The sequence below is a fragment of the Cyclobacterium roseum genome, assembly GCF_010119225.1.
GTDB lineage: Bacteria > Bacteroidota > Bacteroidia > Cytophagales > Cyclobacteriaceae > Cyclobacterium > Cyclobacterium roseum.
Map to the genome: position 1 here is coordinate 46,272 of NZ_WNKF01000008.1, position 17,747 is coordinate 64,018.

A 17,747-nucleotide genomic window follows, 5' to 3' on the forward strand; every position below is an offset into this window, starting at 1 on the left:
AAAAAAAACTCGCTTACTCACCTTTCGATTTGAGAAAGGGTGAAGTCTGGACTGGTAACTACATTACTTCTGTTCAAAGCCCTGTCTTGTATTTGAATTTCAAGGCGGACCGTGTCGGTACGAAAGATACTGTTCCAGCCCAAGGACAGCATGGAATAGCGAATTTGCCCCTCTATAGAGCGAGCTCTTTCTTCTTCCAGCATGCGCGGAAACCTCCCGTCGAATGTGGTGTAATAAGGTGGGTCCGACCAGTCAAATTCGGTGTAGGTACCCCCTCTTTTAATAAAGAAATCTACGAAAATATTGTAGTGATCCGGGTTTTGGGATACCCAGAGCGTGTCGGGTATTTCCACATTGTTTATAAGTGGGAAAATCACCCAATCCCGGTTATTGAAATCAGGAGCGTCTTCAGGCCGGTCACTGTAGGTGATGAAATTCCCATTATCATCCGTCAGATAGTTTAATTCATTGAATGGCGGGAAAATATCCCGGGCATTCAAGCCCAAATCCCCCTCTGAATCTCTAAAGGTGATGGTCAGTATTAGCGAATCCGCACCCGTAGTTTGAACAAATTCCATGCTGTTGAATTCGATTTCGGGCACCGTGGGGAAATCTTCTGGTGGCGAAATGCAAGCAGTCCAGGTAAGGAGGATTGGAATAACGAAAAGGGTGTAATTTTTTAACTTCATGGGTAATCCTTAAATTTACATTTCCGGATGCTGGGTGTAAAAATGATTAAATTTTGGGTTTTACCATAAAATAACGATGAATTATTTTAAAAGTTTTAGTGAAAAAATAATTTCAGGAAAAATCCATGATTTCGATGCCTTAGCTTTGGAATTGTTTCATTTTCAGTCGCAAAACAATCCAATTTACCAGCGTTACCTGCAAGCCCGGGGTATTCGCAGTGCTGAGGTAAGTAGCCTGGAGCAGATTCCTTTTTTACCCATTTCCTTTTTTAAAACTGAAAAAGTGATTTGTCAACCGGAAAACGAATATGACTTCTGGTATAGTAGCAGTGGTACCACCGGCATGCAGACGAGTCGTCACTTTATCTGGTCCAGGGAGTTTTACCTCAAACATAGCCTCCGGATTTTTGAATCCGTGTATGGCTCCATTCAGGACTTTCATGTACTGGCCCTCTTGCCTTCCTATCTGGAACGGGAAGGGAGCTCATTGGTAGATATGGCCGCTTATTTCATTCAAGAAAGCGGCTCCGGGCATTCGGGATTTTATTTATACCAGCAGGAAGACCTTTATGAAAAATTACTTGAACTTAAAACGAGCTCCAAAAAAATACTCTTGTTGGGAGTAACCTTTGCTTTATTGGATTTGGCAGAGCGGTATACCGTTAGCGGTTTTGAGAACTTACTTGTAATGGAAACCGGAGGAATGAAGGGGCGTAGAAAGGAGATGATTCGCGAGGAAGTTCATGAAAAACTTAAAAAAGCGTTTGGCCTCAGTCAAATTCATTCAGAATATGGAATGACCGAATTGCTATCTCAAGCGTATGCTCCTCGTGACGGAATTTTTAGGGAGTCATTTTCCATGCGTATTTTTATACGTGACACCTACGACCCTTTTCATTGGGTGAAGGGCAGTTCCGGGGCTATCAATGTCATTGACCTGGCAAATTTTCATTCCTGTGCCTTTTTGGAAACCCAGGATTTGGGAAGGAAAAACGAGGATGGTAGTTTCACTGTTTTAGGGAGAATGGATAATAGCGAGGTCAGGGGATGTAATTTATTGATCAATTAATTTTGTATTTAAGGACTTATTACACATATTTGGCCATTAACTAGCTTAGAAAATGAAAACAGCATTGATTATTTTAATGGTAGGAGTGGTTTTGGTGATGTCTTCTTGTGCTTCCAGTAAGCCCTGTCCGGCATATGCCCGAACGGCTGATGTGGAAGCCAGAGGTTAACTCACAGTACCCGGATTAATTAGTAATTCGCATATTTTTTTATGTCTTCGGTGGATATGTTTTTTCCACCCAGAATTACGAGCCTTTCTATTACGTTGCGGAGTTCGCGGATATTCCCTGTCCAGGGAAATTCCTGTAATTTCTTTATGGCATCGGCTTCGATTTCTTTCTTAGCCGTCCCATATTCTATTGCTATTTCTCCAAGAAATTTGTCCACCAAAAGGGGGATGTCTTCCGCTCTTTCCTTCAAAGGGGGGACCGGAATCAGAATGACACTTACCCTATGGTATAAATCTTCCCGGAAATTTCCTTCAGCGATTTCTTTTTTCAGATCTTTATTAGTAGCTGCCAGTACCCGTACGTCCACTTTGATGTCTTTGTCACCACCTACCCTGCTCACTTTATGCTCCTGCAAGGCCCGAAGGACTTTGGCTTGGGCAGAGAGGCTCATATCGCCAATTTCATCTAAAAAGAGCGTGCCTCCATGGGCCTGTTCAAATTTTCCCTGCCTTTGTTTCATGGCGGAAGTGAAGGCACCTTTTTCATGCCCAAACAATTCACTTTCTATAAGTTCGGAGGGGATGGCGGCACAATTTACCGCAATGAAGGGTGCTGATTCCCTATTGCTCTTTTGATGAATCCAGTGTGCCACAAGCTCCTTTCCGGTACCATTGGGCCCGGTTATCAGTACCCGCGCATCTGTCGGAGCCACTTTTTCTATGGTTTCTTTGACCTGATTGATGGCTTCTGACTCTCCTACCATATCCAGTTTTTTGGAGAGCTTTTTCTTTAGAACCTTGGTTTCTTGTACCAGGTTTTTTTTGTCCAATGCATTTCGCACCGTTAGCAACAATCGGTTTAGATCAGGGGGCTTTGGAATGAAGTCAAAAGCCCCTTTTTTGGTAGCTTCCACGGCGGTCTCGATGGTGCCGTGGGCGGAAATCATGATAAATTGGGGTTGTTTCTGCAACGCGCCAACCTTGGTCAGCACCTCAATTCCGTCCATTTTTGGCATTTTAATATCGCAGAGTACCAGGTCGAATTCATCGTTTTGTATCATTTCAAGACCCTTTTCTCCATCCTGGGCTTCGAAGATTTCGTAGTTTTCGTACTCCAGGATTTCTTTTAGAGTAGACCGGATGACTTTTTCATCGTCGATAATTAATATTTTGGGCATCTTCGGAGGTTTTCTTTTTTGTTTTTATAAATGTGCAGGCCTGTAAGCCGGGTTCTGTTCTTTTTTCAAAGCGTCTGTCATTTATCTCGTCTTTTCTTCGCAGAAAAGATCTAACGACCTACCCACTCCGGTTTCCCTTTGACAGGGATTGGACGAGCAGCCCTTGGACCGGAGCCTATTTGGTCTTTCAACCCATAAGGTTTACCATGCGGTGCCGGTCACCCGGAACCCGGTGGGCTCTTACCCCACCATTTCACCCTTATCCCGGTACCGAAAATCGGAACCCAGACGGTATATTTTCTGTGGCACTGTCTGTTACCCAGCCATTTCTGGCCAGGCACCTTCCCGTTAGGAAGTATGGCGCTCTACGTTGCCCGGACTTTCCTCTCTTCCCTGACCAGCAGGGAACAGCGACAAACCAGCCTGCACCCTGCAAAAATAAATGAAATAACGGCATTTATGCCAATTGTCCACCCTTTTATTAACTAGTTTACCTTCCGAAACCAGGGAATGGGCGACAAAAGAGTTTTAGAGAAACAAGTAGATTTGCCAGCAGGTCTTAAAATGGGTTTTTCTTTTACATTTTATTTACGATCCTTCAAACATTTTCGAGTTGCTTAAGTTAATAACCTGTAAGGCTTTAACGAGCTTTTCTTCATAGTGCTGGGTTATGCCGCCTCCTTTGGGGGCGGCATTTTTCTTCTACTACCTCCAGCAATAGCAACACAAACGGCTTTCGCTGGGCGGATCGGTCTTTGAGAAGATAGGAGATAGGACGACAAGACTTATTTTTCGTTTTTTTCCCTATATGAATTCGGTACCTTTGTAAAAAAAACAGCAACATGATTTTAGTTGGAAATGCGGTGATCAGTGATGATATAAAGGATCACTTTTTTGTTTGCGATTTAGAGGCGTGTAAAGGTGCCTGTTGCGTAGAAGGTGATGCCGGAGCACCGCTATCAGACGAAGAAACGGAAATACTGGAAAAGGAATACCCTTCCATTGCTCCCTTTCTCACAGAAGAAGGACGAAAATCAATCGAGCGAAACGGTACCTGGGTCATCGATCAGGAGAACGAAAAAGGTACGACCACCATAGAAAAAGACGGCGCCTGTGCCTATGCTATCCGGGACGAAAAAGGAATCTTAAAATGTGGTATCGAACAAGCTTATAACGAAGGTAAGACCGGTTTCAAGAAACCCATTAGCTGCCACCTGTATCCGATACGCATTACCCGATACGATGCTTACGAAGCATTGAACTACGACAGGTGGCACATTTGTGATCCAGCTTGCCGATTGGGAAAATCCCTGGGCCTGCCTATTTATCAATTTCTCAAAGAGGCCCTGATCCGAAAGTACGGAGCTGCCTGGTATGAAGAACTTTTAGACCGAATTGCAGCGTCTGAAATGTAAATCTTTTGATTGAGAAACCTTTTTCCTAAAACCACTTTTTTCACTTTCTCAGATATTTTTTTGCAGCTTTTATATCCATAAATGCGGCTGTCTGTTTTTCGCAATTTCCGACGGTAATCCGACTGATTATCAGGCGGTATATTTTTTTTGCAACTCCTTTGTTACTATCAAATTATTCAATTAATTACTTAAAGTAATTATATTTTATCATGTATATTTTAATATATGTAAAATGAATATTACTTATTATCAAAAAGCAAAATACTTTTTAGGTGAAATAAAATACAGAAAACCTAGAATAAAAAGAAGGCAGGGACTGCGGTCGAATAATTACTAATTACTGGTTCAGAATTGAGGTAATTCGGCTGGAATTTGCCTGACAAAACAAATGGAAATTCAATGATCATCCGGGTCCCATATAGCGTACTTTGTATTTGGACAGGGCTGCTTTTGCTTTCGGGTATAAAAGAGGCAGGTGCGGCTCCTATTATCCGCGATGTTTTCCAGTTTTCGGAGTGCGAAAAAATGGCATCCATCCGGGTGCGAAATGGGGTAGCTCCCTACACCTACGTTTGGAGTTATGAAGGAAACGTAATCCAGACGGACGTGGATTTAGGGGAAGATGAAATGAGTACCATCGAGCAGGCGCAAGGCGGGGATTATAACCTGATGGTAACCGATAGCGATGGAAATACCTACTCGGAAACCATCAATTTTTCGGGTAGCACTAATTTTATTTTAAATATTCTTTACGAAGAGAATCAGGAATGTGAGGGGGAAACCTTCGGACAGGTTTACGGCACCATTGAAAATGGGATCGCCCCTTTCACGGTTAATTTTTTTGATGAAGGAGGAGCGGTGGTTTTGACGACCGTCCTGGCTGGAAGAAACCTGGATCTCAATGGGGTTCCGGCCGGAGATTACCTGGTAGAAGTGATTGATGCATCCGGATGTAAAGAATTAACCAGCATCACCATTGAGGAAGTGGACCCATTGGTAGTGACACCAAATGGTGGACCCGGGACGCTGGCAGAAACCTGTGAGGGGAATGGTGGAATACGATTTGATGTTTCGGACTATGCTGGGGACGTGGCTTTCCGAATACGGAGGGCAAACGGGAGTTATGCCACTTCCTGGCTGCCCGCTGCTTCCGGAGAAATTCGGTATGACCAACTGGAAGCAGGCGATTATGTGCTGGAGATAACCGACGATTACCGGCTGGAGGATTGTCCTGAGGAATTGGTTTTTAATATTGCAGACGAGCAGCTTTTGGATATTGACTTGAGCAGTTCTGCGATTAGTTGTTTTGGTGCTTCGGATGGTACCATCCATTTGGAATCGGAGCGCTTGTTTATGGGGTTTGCCTTTCCCCCTGATGAAATTATAGTGGATATTTTGGACTCCGGCAATACGCCGGTTTTCAGCGATCAGGTGGTGGCGATCGGAGCGTTATCAGGAGAAGCTGATTTTACGGGATTGTCTGCGGGAGACTATACCGTCATTGTGCGACATGGGGGAGATGATTATCCGGAATGTACGCTTACCTATACGATAAGTATCGATTCTCCGGTTGCCGCCTTAACAGCCACGGTCAGCAGTACTCCTGAAATTTGTTTTGGCGAAGAAAATGGTACCGCGACTGTTGCACGGTCCGGAGGATGGGGAGGGTATACCTATTTGTGGAGTGATGGACAAACTGGCCGAACGGCAACAGGACTTGCTCCGGGTAATTATTCGGTACGGGTTTCCGATGGGGGAGGCTGTTTTTTAGATCTGTCGGTCACGGTGGACGGACCACCCGAAGCGATAGGCGGGTCGATCGATTTACTCTCCGGCCTGACCTGTGTGGGTGCCAACGATGGTGCTGCAAGGGTTACAGGCCTTCAGGGGGGCTGGGGTAATTATACGTTAGCGTGGAGCAATGGAGAAACCGGGTCTGAAGCGAATCAGCTTCCGGCTGGTACGAATTCGGTGACTATCCGGGATGATGAAGGCTGCGAGCATGTATTGTACGTGGATGTGCCGGTTCCCGATGCACCGGATGTTACTTATTCCCTCACAGAGCCAAGTTGTTTTGGTGCTTCAGATGGTCGTATTCGCGTGCAAATTCACGATGCTGCTACCACCTTCACCGTTACAGTTGATGGGGAAGTCCAAACCGGAAATGACCTGACCTTTGACGGGTTATCTGCGGACCAGTATCAGGTACAAATTGCTTATTCGGGTAGCTGTTCGATTACTGAATTTCTTACACTGGATGAGCCGGACCAGGTTGTTATTGATGAAAACGATCTGGAGATAACTCCAATAAGTTGCGCGGGGTCGGGGGACGGAGCCATTTCAGGGCTTTCCGTTTCGGGAGGTACCGGATCGTACCAGTATCAATGGCAAAAGGAAATCAGCGGGGTTTTCGAGGACTTGCCGGGGGAAACCGGGCTTTCCCTGATTAATCTTTCGGGTGGTTCGTATCGCTTGCAGGTTACCGATCAGAACTCCTGTGCGGTTTACCAGGATTATGAGTTGGATGAGCCGGCTCCTTTACAGACCGGTATTCCAGTTATTGAGGATGTTACTTGTTTCGGGATTAGTGACGGAAGCATCTCATTTTCAGTAAGCGGCGGAACGGCCCCTTATACCTATTCTTTGAACGGAGGAACGCCTCAAACGACTTCCGGCTCCCAGATCGAATTTTCCGGTTTGCCAGCCGGATTGAATAATTTCATTAGCCTGGTGGATGCCCGGGGCTGTACCGTACCTAATATAAATTTTGATATCGAATCGCCTCCTGCTATACAGGTTTCTAACGTGCAACTTTTGCCAGAAACCTGTTTTGGCCAGGGAAATGGGTCCATTTCGATAGATGTCAGCGGAGGCTCGGGTAGTTTTGCCTTCGAATGGTTCCGTGCCACCGCGCCAACGACCGTTATCGCAACCACTGAAGATTTAACCAACCGCGGACCAGGAGCGTACTTGCTGAAAGTGACTGACCCTGCCAATCCCTCTTGTGAAGTATTGGAAACGTTTACCATTCCGGAAACTCCGGCATTGCAACTTGCTTTGGATGGAGACCCGGTGGATGTTTCCTGTTTCGGGGAAAGTACCGGATCCATTGCGGTGACGGTGCAGGGTGGAACCGGCGCTTACACGTTTTCTTGGACAGGGCCAGGTGGGTTCACCTCAGATCAGCAGAATCCAAGCGGGTTGGCTTCAGGCCTGTATCAGGTAACCGTGACCGATGAGAATGGGTGTTGGGAGCAATTAAGTGATATTTTGGTCAGACAGCCAGCGGCGGCATTGGGAGTAAGTTTATTAAACAAGGTTTCTCCGACCTGTCACGATGCAGAAAACGGGCGCATAGAAATTCAAGTAGGAGGAGGAAAGCCTTCTTACCGCATCTCCTGGGAAGAAGAAGTTTCTCCCGGCGTTTTTGTTCCTTTTCCCGGCTCCTCATTAACCCTTGCCGGTATTGGCGCAGGAACTTACAGGGCCTTGGTCGAGGACGCAAACTCCTGCATTAGCACCTTGGACGTGAACCTGGATGCGCCGGATCCTTTACAGGTGCAGTTGACGGAAAAAGTTGATGTGTCGTGTTTCGGGAGAAACGATGGGCGGATCACCATTGAAGTTACCGGAGGAACAGGAGTTTATTTTTTCGACTGGGATCACGGTTTTATCAATCAAAACCCGACTAATCTGGGAGAGGGGACCTATGGAGTGACGGTAACTGATGCCAACGGATGTAGTTTTCGTCTGGATAACCTGCTGATTGAACAGCCTGATGAACTAGAGATTGACCTGGTGCAGGTAACCCCACCTACTTGCGGATTGAACGACGGGGAAATAGAAGTGGCGTTCAGCGGGGGTAATCCACTCACTGCCAGTAATAGATGGGTGGAACTATCCAGCGAGACCCTAGTCGCCGAAGATGTTAATCAGGTGAGTGGCTTGAATCCGGGCTATTACCGGATAGAATACAGTAGCGGGGCAAGTTGTGTCGTTACCGAAACCGTACTTGTGCCCGGGCCATCCAGCCCCTTGCAATTGGTAACTAATTCGCAGGACGCTGCCTGTCCCGGAGAAAGCGGCATTATTTTTCTCTCTGCCACGGGAGGGGTTCCTGGATATACCTATTACGTTCGGAATAGTGGCGTATGGGAAGCCGCTAGTAGTTCTATCCTGGCCGGTTTGCCAGCTGGTGACTACGACGTGCGGGTTGATGATGCTTCAGGATGCCAGGATTTTTCAGTTATCACCATTGATGAACCGAATCCGCCTGTAATTGATGCCGAAGTCACCCATCAGGTTTCTTGTTTTGGGGCTAACGATGGCGAAATCTCGTTCGGTATTTCCGGCGGTAGTGGAGGCTATACCTTGCAATGGTACCGGAAAACTGCTTTGGGAGGAAAGAGTCCCATTGCTACAAGCAGTTTGACTAACCTGATTGCCGGAACCTATTTTGTGGAACTGGTTTATGCGGGCGGTTGCACCATCAGCTCGCCGGATTATGAAATCACCAGCCCCGAACCTCTTCTACACTCAGTAGACCTGGATCAACCTCAATGTGCTGATGATACGGGAATATTTTCCATTACCTTTTCCGGAGGTAATCCGGGTAAAGAACTGACCGTGTCTTCGACCGATGGGTATTTGCAACAATATGATAATGAAGTTTCCGGTACGTATACCTTTGAAAATCTTTCTCCAGGCGCCTATTCCTGGCGCCTGGAAGATGCTTCCTGTCCGGTAATTGAAGGAAACTTTACCGTAAATGCAGTGGTCCGGCCATCTTTCTCCACTTCCTCTCAGAACATTTCCTGTTTTGGTGCTGGCGATGGCCTGTTGGAAATTGAAGTTCCTACCGTTCAATCCGGAAGGCTTTATTCGGTATGGATCAATGGTGCCAATCAGGGGAACCAAACCTCATTTTTTAATTTACTTCCCGGTGTTTATCAGGTTTGGCTACAGGATAACCTGGGTTGCCAGTCCGATGTACAGGTTATTGAGTTGACCGAGCCGGATCGACCCCTGGCCATCGATCGGGCAGAAATGACCCCTGCGATTTGTTACGGAGAAGCATCAGGTTCTTTGCTATTTGAACTTTCGGGGGGAACTCCTGAATACCGGGTAGCGCTGGTGCCCGAGGCCGGTCCATCATTACCCATGACCGGATTACTGGCAGAGACGGCCTATGAATTTACCGGCCTGGCTGCCGGAACCTACACCCTTGAAGTTTGGGATCAGAATGATAACTGCTTCCTGACGGCAGACTATATCGTAGCTGAACCAGATCCCTTAACGGCGGATCTAGAGGCTGGAAGCATTCTTTGCGCCGGTGAGACTACCTGGCTGGAGGTAAACGTGGCGGGAGGTACCTTACCTTACACGTTTTCCTGGGAAAAATTTAATCCGGGAGGAGGTACCTGGGAGCTGCTTCCCGAAACGCAAAACCGAATCACGGGAATTCTTCCCGGGGAGTACCGGTATACGGTTACAGATGCGGAGTCCTGCGTGGAGTTGACCGAGGATGTTACCGTTTCGGATGCGGCGGAGATTACGCTTAGCTATGCTGCCGGGGCGATCGCTTGTTACGGGGAAGCTGTGCCGGTGGACCTTACCGCAAGTGCGCCTGGAAAGGACAGCTTTACTTTTTTTGTCAATGGAGCTCAGATTTTTGGCAATACGTTTATGGCGCAGGCAGGCACCTATGCCGTTTATGCGCTTGATAATATCAATGGCTGCGTATCAGAAGAACAATTTATTACGATCGGGCAGCCCCTGGCACCCCTATCGGTGGTGGACTATTCCTGGGAGGATTTGAGTTGTCACGAATCGGCGGACGGCAGTCTTTCCCTAACCCTGGAAGGGGGTACGGCTCCTTATACAATTGACTTTAACGGAAACACCTATACCGCAGCAGAAAATGAAGTCCTTCTATTTGACGGACTTAGTGCCGATATATCCTACCAGCCCCAGGTGAGAGATGCCAATGGCTGTACGATTGATCTTCCTCAGAGAACCCTTCAACAACCCTTGCCCCTACAGGCAGCGGCGACCGTTCCGGCCATTAATTGTTTTGGAGGAAGTACCTCCATCGACCTTCAGATTACTGGCGGAAGGCAGCCTTATGCCATTACCTGGGAATTTTCTCCCGATGGTACGGTATACACCTCCATGCCATCCTGGGAAGATGAGAGCCTGCTGGTGAATATCGGTCCCGGGTATTATCGGTACGCCATAGCAGACGGTGCTTGCTCAGATCTCACCGATACCTTGCTTGTCGAAGCGCCTGCTGCTGTGGAACTCCAAAACACGGTTACGCCTGTTTCCTGCTTTGGAGGTTCTGACGGCAGGGTGGAATTAATGCCTTCGGGAGGAACAGGTGCGGATTACCGGCTGTTTTTTAATGGGGTGGAAATAACCGGTACCAGCGTCGAAGGACTCAGTGCCGGTACCTATACCGCTTTTGCAATGAATGGAACCTGCCGGTCAGAGGATGTGGCCATTACGGTATCACAGCCTGCTGCTCCGGTAACGGTAGCCGTCGATTTCCCTGGCTTGCTGGCCTGTGCTGGTGATGAAGCGGTCGTAGGGTTAGAAGTGGCGGGTGGTACGGCACCTTATACAGCAACTTTTAATTCTGAGACCCAGGTTGCAGCGGCACCGGGAGAACTTTCCTTTGCCGGAATTGCTGCGGGCTCCTATACCTTGGAGGTAGTAGATGCAGCAGGTTGCTCCTGGACGGATACCATCGAAATTGCCGAGCCGGATCCGGTGGAACTGGTTTTGGAGAACCTCGCAGACGTAAGCTGTTTTGGCGGAGCCGACGGTTCGATCAGGGTGTTGGCTTCGGGCGGAACGGGTGCCTTCACCTATAGCTGGCAAGACGATGACGGCGTGGATATCGGTACCGGTCGCTACATTTCCGGTTTACAAGCGGGTCTTTACCTGGTTGAAGTTATTGATGAAAACGGATGTAGCCTGATCCGGGAATATGAGATTGAAGAGCCCACAGCGGTGAATTTTACTTTTTCGGTGCAAAATGTAACCTGTGCGGGTTCCCAAAATGGTCAAATCACTGCCCAGGGTTCAGGAGGAAGACCCGATTACCACTTGGTAGTCAACGGAATTCACCTTCCTGGAATGCAGGCCACGGGTTTGTCCGCCAATGCCTACCAGGTAATGGTGGTTGATGCTTTTGGCTGTGCCTCGCCTCCTCAGGAGATAATCGTGGAGGAACCTCTTCCCCTGCAAATGGAGGTAGATGCCTCGGATGTGAGTTGCTATGCAGCTAATGATGGCTCTGTTTCAATAACCCTCCAGGGAGGAACCGCTCCTTACAGTTTCCGCTGGTCGGATGGTAATTCCCTTCCTGCAAGGACCGGAATGGCTCCTGGAAATTACGAAATCGTGGTCACCGATGCCAACGGTTGTTCTATCCGGGATCGTGTATTGATCCAGCAACCGGAATCTATATTGGTAGCGGCTGATGTGATTCCTGTAAGTTGCCATGCAGGCAGTGACGGGGAGATCAGGCTGGATATCTCTGGCGGCAATGGTCCTTTTTCCGTGCAGTGGGAGGAAGTAGTGACCGGTACAAATGTGGGGGCCGGAACAGAAGTGACCGGACTTGCAGCCGGCAGGTACCGGGCATTGATTCAAGATGAAAATGGCTGTGCCCTTAGCAGGGAATACGAGGTAAGGGAGCCGGGTTCTCCTTTGTCGGTGCAACCCTTGGTATCGGATATCCGCTGTTTTGGAGAGGATAGCGGCAGCATCAGTCTGGTGGTCTCCGGAGGTACTGCTCCGTATTCATTTAATTGGTCTTCGGGAGAAACCAGTAGTGTGGTTTCCAATAAACCTTCAGGAAATTATCAGGTACAGGTTTCCGATGCCAATGGATGCTTGTGGGTGGAGGACATTACCATCGAAGAGCCAGACCCGGTTGAGGTAGAGGCCGCCATCACCGACGTTTCCTGTAAGATGGGGACAGACGGCACCATTGACCTTACCATTACCGGAGGCAGTGGGGAACCCCGGGTGCAATGGAGCAACGGGATGACAGGTACCTCGATCTCGGGCTTAAGAGCTGGGACCTACACCGCCTTTATTTTGGATGCTCAATCCTGCTTTGATAGCTATACCTTTCAGGTAACCGAGCCCGAAGCAGCCCTTGCCGTGGAGGGATCGGGATCATTTGAGCTTTGTTTCGTGGAGGATGTCATGAGCATTGAGTTGGAAGTTAGCGGCGGAACGGCTCCCTATACCTACTCCTGGTCTAACGGGTCCACCGATAAAGATATCTACGATCTCGAATCGGGTCTGTATGAAGTGGTCGTCAGCGATGCAAAAGGATGTTCGGTGGTCGAATCCTTTGAAGTACCTGAGCCGTCCCTACCGATGGATGTATCCATCAGTGGAAATTTAGGCATTTGTAACAACGATGAGCGTGGGGAGGCTTCCGTGTCAGTGAGTGGAGGCTTGGCACCCTACACCTATTTGTGGTCCAATGGCGCAACCACTGCCACTGTATCCAATCTTGGCCCCGGTCAGTATTCGGTGGAAGTGACAGATTCCAAAGGCTGTTCCGTCCGGGAGCAGGTGGAGATAATACGATCCCGGGACCTACATGTGAGCCTGGAAGACATTCAGAGTGTGTCTTGTTTTGGGGCGAATGATGGAGCAATCACCATTCAGGTAGATCAAAACAGTGGTCCTTTTCAGGTGTTCTGGAGCAACGGGGTGAGCGATCAATTGTCCATCACAGGGCTGGGACCTGGCATATACACGGCCGAAATCACCGATGAAGCAGGCTGTGTCACTACGGTGGCTTATCAGATCCGGGAGCCGGAGATATTGGCGGTGTATGAAACGATAAACGATGTGGATTGCTATGGCAACGAAAACGGAAGCCTGTTGCTTGAGGTAAGGGGTGGAACGGCCCCTTATGCCTTCGAGTGGTCCAACGGCGCCAAAAGTAAGGACCTTCGGAACCTAGGTCCGGGTACCTATTCGGTGATCGTTACCGACCGAATGGGCTGCTCCACCGGAGCTTCCTACACTGTGGCTGAGCCCGAACTCTTGACCGTGGAGATTGATCAAACCGATACGCTGGCCTGTTATGGAGATGCGAATGGATTTATCAATTTGGATATTACCGGCGGGGTACAACCCTACCGGATTACCTGGTCGGATGCACCCGAATTGGGTACACAAAACAGGAGCGGCCTGGAAGCGGGTAGCTACACGGTTCTGGTAACGGATGCCAACAATTGCACGCAGGTAAATACCCTGGTTATTGCCCAACCGGAACCCTTGGAAGTGGAATTGTTTACCCGTTTTGATGCGGACTGCGAACAACAGCTATTGACTGGAGAAGCCTGGATCGAGATACAGGGTGGAACAGGGGAGTACGATATAGCTTGGAACACGGGTGACCAAGATGTCTTGGAAACCCAGTTTTTTGAAGATGGGGTTGTGGAAGTAAGGGTTACCGATCAAAACGGTTGCGCTGTAGAGGTCTCAAGGGTAGTGACCCTTCCTTTGGCCTTTACAGAAGCCGCGTTTTTATATACCGTCATTTCCACCGGCGTTGAAGGCGAAATTCTGGTGAACGATCCGGTGCAGTTTCGCGACGAGACCTTGGGGAATGTCTTTACCTGGGAATGGGATTTTGGAGATGGAACCAAAAGCAATGAACAACACCCCATGCACAGTTACAACAAACCCGGAACCTATTCCATTCGCCTGACTACTTTCGACGTTCTGGGTTGTGTTTCTGAGACCGAAAGGGTAGTGGAGGTAGTTTCCTCTTACCGGATTTTAATACCCAATGCCTTTTCCCCGAATGGAGACGGCTTGAACGACAAGTTTTTGCCCAAGTTGCGGGGTATCGAAGATTTTGAGATGCACATTTTCAATAAGTGGGGAGAATTGGTTTACTCCTCCTTTAGTCAGGAGGATTCAGGTTGGGATGGAACCCTCAATGGCCAATTGAGCCCCAATGGGAATTACGTGTACAAGATCAATTATACTTCGGTAGCAGGGGAATCCGGGACGCAAACGGGGGTTTTTACCCTGATATTTTGAGGGGAACCATACCAAAGAGAACAAAAGGATAGGATGAATAAACGGATGGAGTGATGAAAACGATATATACCCTACTTATTTTTATGTTGACCTGCAATTTTGTACAGGCCCAGGACATGCAGTATTCTCAATTTTATGCAGCACCATTGTATCTGAATCCGGCATTTGCGGGGGCAACGGAACTGACCCGGATCGGGGCCAACTACAGAAACCAGTGGCCAGGACTGGACCATTCTTTTGTCTCCTATTCGGCTTACATAGATCATTACATGTTTGACATCAATTCGGGAGCAGGTCTGATCATCAATTCCACTAGGGAAAGCCAATCACAACTCAGCACCAATGAGGTGGGTCTGGTCTATTCCTATAAAGTGCATTTAGGACTGGACTCCTACCTCAGATTTGGTGGACAGGCCAGTTTTGTAACCAGGGATGCCTATTTTGGTGATTTGGTATTCGGCTCTCAGTTGGATATCGAACGTGGGTATATTGATGATTTTAGCGGTGAGCTGATGGCGGCTGACTATAAGCACAGCTTTGTGGATTATAATTTCGGTATGGTGTTTCATACGCAGATGATGTGGGTAGGGGTATCGGGTCATCACCTTTCCGAACCCAATACTTCTTTTGTGGATGGCAATATCAGTGAGTTGCCCATGAGGCTTTCAGCCCATGGCGGCATCAAATTTAATCTGGGAGAGGGAATGATTAATAATTACTATAGCAATACGCGTCAGGAACGCTCTGCATTTTTTGCTTTTAATTATAAGCATCAGGATCCATTTAATCAACTGGATCTGGGTGCCCAGTTGTTTATAGAACCGTTGATCCTGGGGGTCTGGTACAGAGGTTTTCCCGTCAAATACGATTTGCCCAATAACGAGTCCATTGTAGGCTTGCTGGGAGTGGTACTGAACAATGGGATAGACATTGGGTATAGTTTTGACTTTACCGCTTCCAAGCTAAGCCTGGGGAGTTCTGCAGGCGCTCACGAATTTTCTATCCGGTATTCTTTTTTATACGGGGATCCGAAAGAGCGTAATAAGAGGAGCACGATCATTCCCTGCTTCCGGTTTTAATCAAATCGCACGATATCCGCTCCCAGGGCGTTGAGACGTTGGTCGATGTATTGATAGCCCCGGTCAATTTGCTCCACATTATCGATAACAGAAGTGCCATCTGAAGACATGGCGGCAATTAATAAAGCCACACCTGCCCGGATGTCCGGTGAAGTCATACGGATGGCTTTTAGAGGGTATTTGCGCGCCAGTCCGATAACGGTAGCCCGGTGTGGATCGCATAAAATAATTTGCGCACCCATGTCTATCAATTTATCCACAAAAAACAAGCGGCTTTCAAACATTTTCTGATGGACTAGAACGGTGCCTTTGGCTTGCGTGGCGATAACCAACACAATGCTTAGCAGGTCGGGAGTGAAACCGGGCCAGATGGCATCGGAAACCGTAAGAATGGAACCATCGATAAAGGTTTCAATTTCGTATAACTTCTGGGAGGGGATGAAAATATCATCGTCTCTGATTTCCATTTTTATTCCCAATCGCTGAAACGTTTCCGGAATCAGGCCAAGTTTATCGACCCGAGCGTTTTTGATGGTGATTTCGGATTGGGTCATGGCGGCCAGGCCTATGAATGAACCAATTTCAATCATGTCTGGTAGCAAGGTATGGCTGGTGCCTTTCAGCTTGTCTACGCCTTCAATGTGCAGGAGGTTGGAACCGATACCGGTTATTTTACCTCCCATGCGATTGATCATCAGGCACAGTTGCTGAAGGTAAGGTTCGCAGGCGGCATTGTAGATGGTGGTTTTTCCACTGGCCATGCAGGCGGCCATAATGATATTAGCCGTGCCGGTAACGGAAGCTTCGTCCAGGAGCATGTAGGTGCCGGTGAGCTTGCTCCCATCAATTTTATAGATTCCTTTTTTTCCGTCGTAATGAAATTTGGCTCCGAGTTTTTGAAAACCAGTGAAATGGGTATCCATCCTTCTCCTGCCGATCTTATCGCCTCCGGGTTTGGAAATTCTTCCTCTCCCAAACCGGGCAAGCAAGGGGCCCAGTAGCATCACGGACCCACGGAGTCCGGAAGCTTTTTGAAGGTATTCCTCCGAGTCCAAATAGGAAAGTTTGATATTTTTTGCTGTAAAGGAGTAACTTTCCGGGCCTTTTTTTTCAATCAGGACCCCCATATCCGAAAGCAGGTCCATTAGTTTATTGACATCGCGAATGTTTGGGATTTTTTCGACGATTACCTCTTCGGAGGTTAACAAAACGGCACAAAGAATCTGCAGTGCCTCGTTTTTTGCACCCTGGGGAACGATCTCTCCTTTGAGCTGCGTCCCACCCTTTACCCGGAATGATGCCATTAATTTCTTCTTTTTTTGCTATTGGAACTGTTGTTTCGTCGCTTACCTCCGCCGTAATTCCTTCGTCCACCACTGTTCGAAGAGCTGTTTTGCGGAGTGGCTACGTTGGTTTTAAAATCCCTTCGCATACTGGTTTCAAAAAGTCCGTTCTCCTTCACTTTATCCAGGTCTATGTGTAGTTTTCCCTTGGAAAGTGTTTTGATATCATCAATGATAATGGCATCATCAAAGTTTTCCCTGTTCCAGGTGGAGTGAAAACTTCTCATTAATTGGCCAATATAAATCAAAGCGGTTTCCTGCTCATCGTCATCTTCTATCTCGATGGCTTTTTCGATAAGTTTTTCGATGTTTCTTCCATAATGCTTGAACCTCACTTCACCTTCCGGGTAGCCAATTGGCTGGGGTTTTTTTCCCAGGAGTTCCTTTGGAGGCATGGGAAAAGGACCATTCACCTCCAGTTCAAAATCAGACATGATGTACATGTCGTCCCAAAGCTTCTGGTCGCTTTCGGTTTTTAATAGTGGATTAAGCTGTTTCATCAACTCCACCAGGGCGTAGGCGTATTCCGTCCTTTTTTCATCCTCTGGAACCGTCTTGATGTAATCCACTAATTTTTGGATGTTTTTTCCGTATTCTTTCAAAATAACTTTGTTTTTAGGCTTTTCATTATTGGTCATGATACCTGCATTTAAGTTTCCTGAACTTTTGTCAATATACTAAAAAATAGGCATTTGTCAGTACGCTTTGTTTTGGGTATCC

At 47.7% G+C, this 17,747-nt stretch carries 8 protein-coding genes and 1 other RNA gene; 4 read left to right on the forward strand and 5 right to left on the reverse strand.

What is annotated here, in order from left to right:
• Positions 1 to 17: 17 nt before the first annotated feature.
• A complete protein-coding gene (locus GJQ68_RS12550; RefSeq protein ID WP_162417640.1) occupies positions 18 to 689 on the reverse strand; it encodes a hypothetical protein in 672 nt (223 codons plus the stop codon).
• Positions 690 to 765: 76 nt separating this feature from the next.
• Between GJQ68_RS12550 and GJQ68_RS12555 the strand changes: the two genes are divergently transcribed.
• Positions 766 to 1,758, forward strand: coding sequence for an acyl-CoA synthetase family protein (locus GJQ68_RS12555; protein ID WP_162417641.1), 993 nt, complete (start codon positions 766 to 768; stop codon positions 1,756 to 1,758).
• Between the two features lie 188 nt (positions 1,759 to 1,946).
• Here GJQ68_RS12555 and GJQ68_RS12560 read toward each other — a convergent pair whose 3' ends face one another.
• A complete protein-coding gene (locus tag GJQ68_RS12560; protein WP_162417642.1) occupies positions 1,947 to 3,104 on the reverse strand; it encodes a sigma-54-dependent transcriptional regulator in 1,158 nt (385 codons plus the stop codon).
• A 27-nt stretch (positions 3,105 to 3,131) separates the two neighbouring features.
• Positions 3,132 to 3,534, reverse strand: an RNA gene (rnpB, locus tag GJQ68_RS12565) — RNase P RNA component class A.
• A 412-nt stretch (positions 3,535 to 3,946) separates the two neighbouring features.
• On the opposite strand from rnpB, the gene GJQ68_RS12570 reads away from it, so the two are divergent.
• The 3 genes from GJQ68_RS12570 to GJQ68_RS12580 all read left to right on the forward strand — a co-directional run bounded on the left by GJQ68_RS12570 (position 3,947) and on the right by GJQ68_RS12580 (position 15,684).
• Positions 3,947 to 4,519 (forward strand): DUF3109 family protein, encoded by a 573-nt coding sequence (locus tag GJQ68_RS12570; RefSeq protein ID WP_162417643.1) that lies wholly within the window; start codon positions 3,947 to 3,949, stop codon positions 4,517 to 4,519.
• 399 nt (positions 4,520 to 4,918) lie between these two features.
• Complete coding sequence (locus GJQ68_RS12575; protein WP_162417644.1) at positions 4,919 to 14,605, forward strand: T9SS type B sorting domain-containing protein; 9,687 nt, start codon at positions 4,919 to 4,921, stop codon at positions 14,603 to 14,605.
• Between the two features lie 53 nt (positions 14,606 to 14,658).
• On the forward strand, positions 14,659 to 15,684 hold the full coding sequence (locus GJQ68_RS12580; protein WP_162417645.1) for a PorP/SprF family type IX secretion system membrane protein: 1,026 nt from the start codon (positions 14,659 to 14,661) through the stop codon (positions 15,682 to 15,684).
• Here the strand turns inward: GJQ68_RS12580 and murA are convergent.
• Complete coding sequence (gene murA / locus GJQ68_RS12585) at positions 15,681 to 16,988, reverse strand: UDP-N-acetylglucosamine 1-carboxyvinyltransferase (RefSeq protein WP_162417646.1); 1,308 nt, start codon at positions 16,986 to 16,988, stop codon at positions 15,681 to 15,683. The two genes, GJQ68_RS12580 and murA, sit on opposite strands and share 4 nt — an antisense overlap.
• Positions 16,988 to 17,665 (reverse strand): DUF4290 domain-containing protein, encoded by a 678-nt coding sequence (locus GJQ68_RS12590; protein ID WP_162341726.1) that lies wholly within the window; start codon positions 17,663 to 17,665, stop codon positions 16,988 to 16,990. Before GJQ68_RS12590 ends, murA begins: the two co-directional genes overlap by 1 nt.
• Positions 17,666 to 17,747: the final 82 nt, after the last annotated feature.

What these genes read in the sequence shown, in the direction of transcription:
- murA (WP_162417646.1), bottom strand. Translation starts at nt 16,988, where the DNA reads ATGGCATCATTCCGGGTAAAGGGTGGGACGCAGCTCAAAGGAGAGATC.
- GJQ68_RS12560 (WP_162417642.1), bottom strand. Translation starts at nt 3,104, where the DNA reads ATGCCCAAAATATTAATTATCGACGATGAAAAAGTCATCCGGTCTACT.
- GJQ68_RS12590 (WP_162341726.1), bottom strand. Translation starts at nt 17,665, where the DNA reads ATGACCAATAATGAAAAGCCTAAAAACAAAGTTATTTTGAAAGAATAC.
- GJQ68_RS12550 (WP_162417640.1), bottom strand. Translation starts at nt 689, where the DNA reads ATGAAGTTAAAAAATTACACCCTTTTCGTTATTCCAATCCTCCTTACC.
- GJQ68_RS12575 (WP_162417644.1), top strand. Translation starts at nt 4,919, where the DNA reads ATGATCATCCGGGTCCCATATAGCGTACTTTGTATTTGGACAGGGCTG.
- GJQ68_RS12555 (WP_162417641.1), top strand. Translation starts at nt 766, where the DNA reads ATGAATTATTTTAAAAGTTTTAGTGAAAAAATAATTTCAGGAAAAATC.
- GJQ68_RS12580 (WP_162417645.1), top strand. Translation starts at nt 14,659, where the DNA reads ATGAAAACGATATATACCCTACTTATTTTTATGTTGACCTGCAATTTT.
- GJQ68_RS12570 (WP_162417643.1), top strand. Translation starts at nt 3,947, where the DNA reads ATGATTTTAGTTGGAAATGCGGTGATCAGTGATGATATAAAGGATCAC.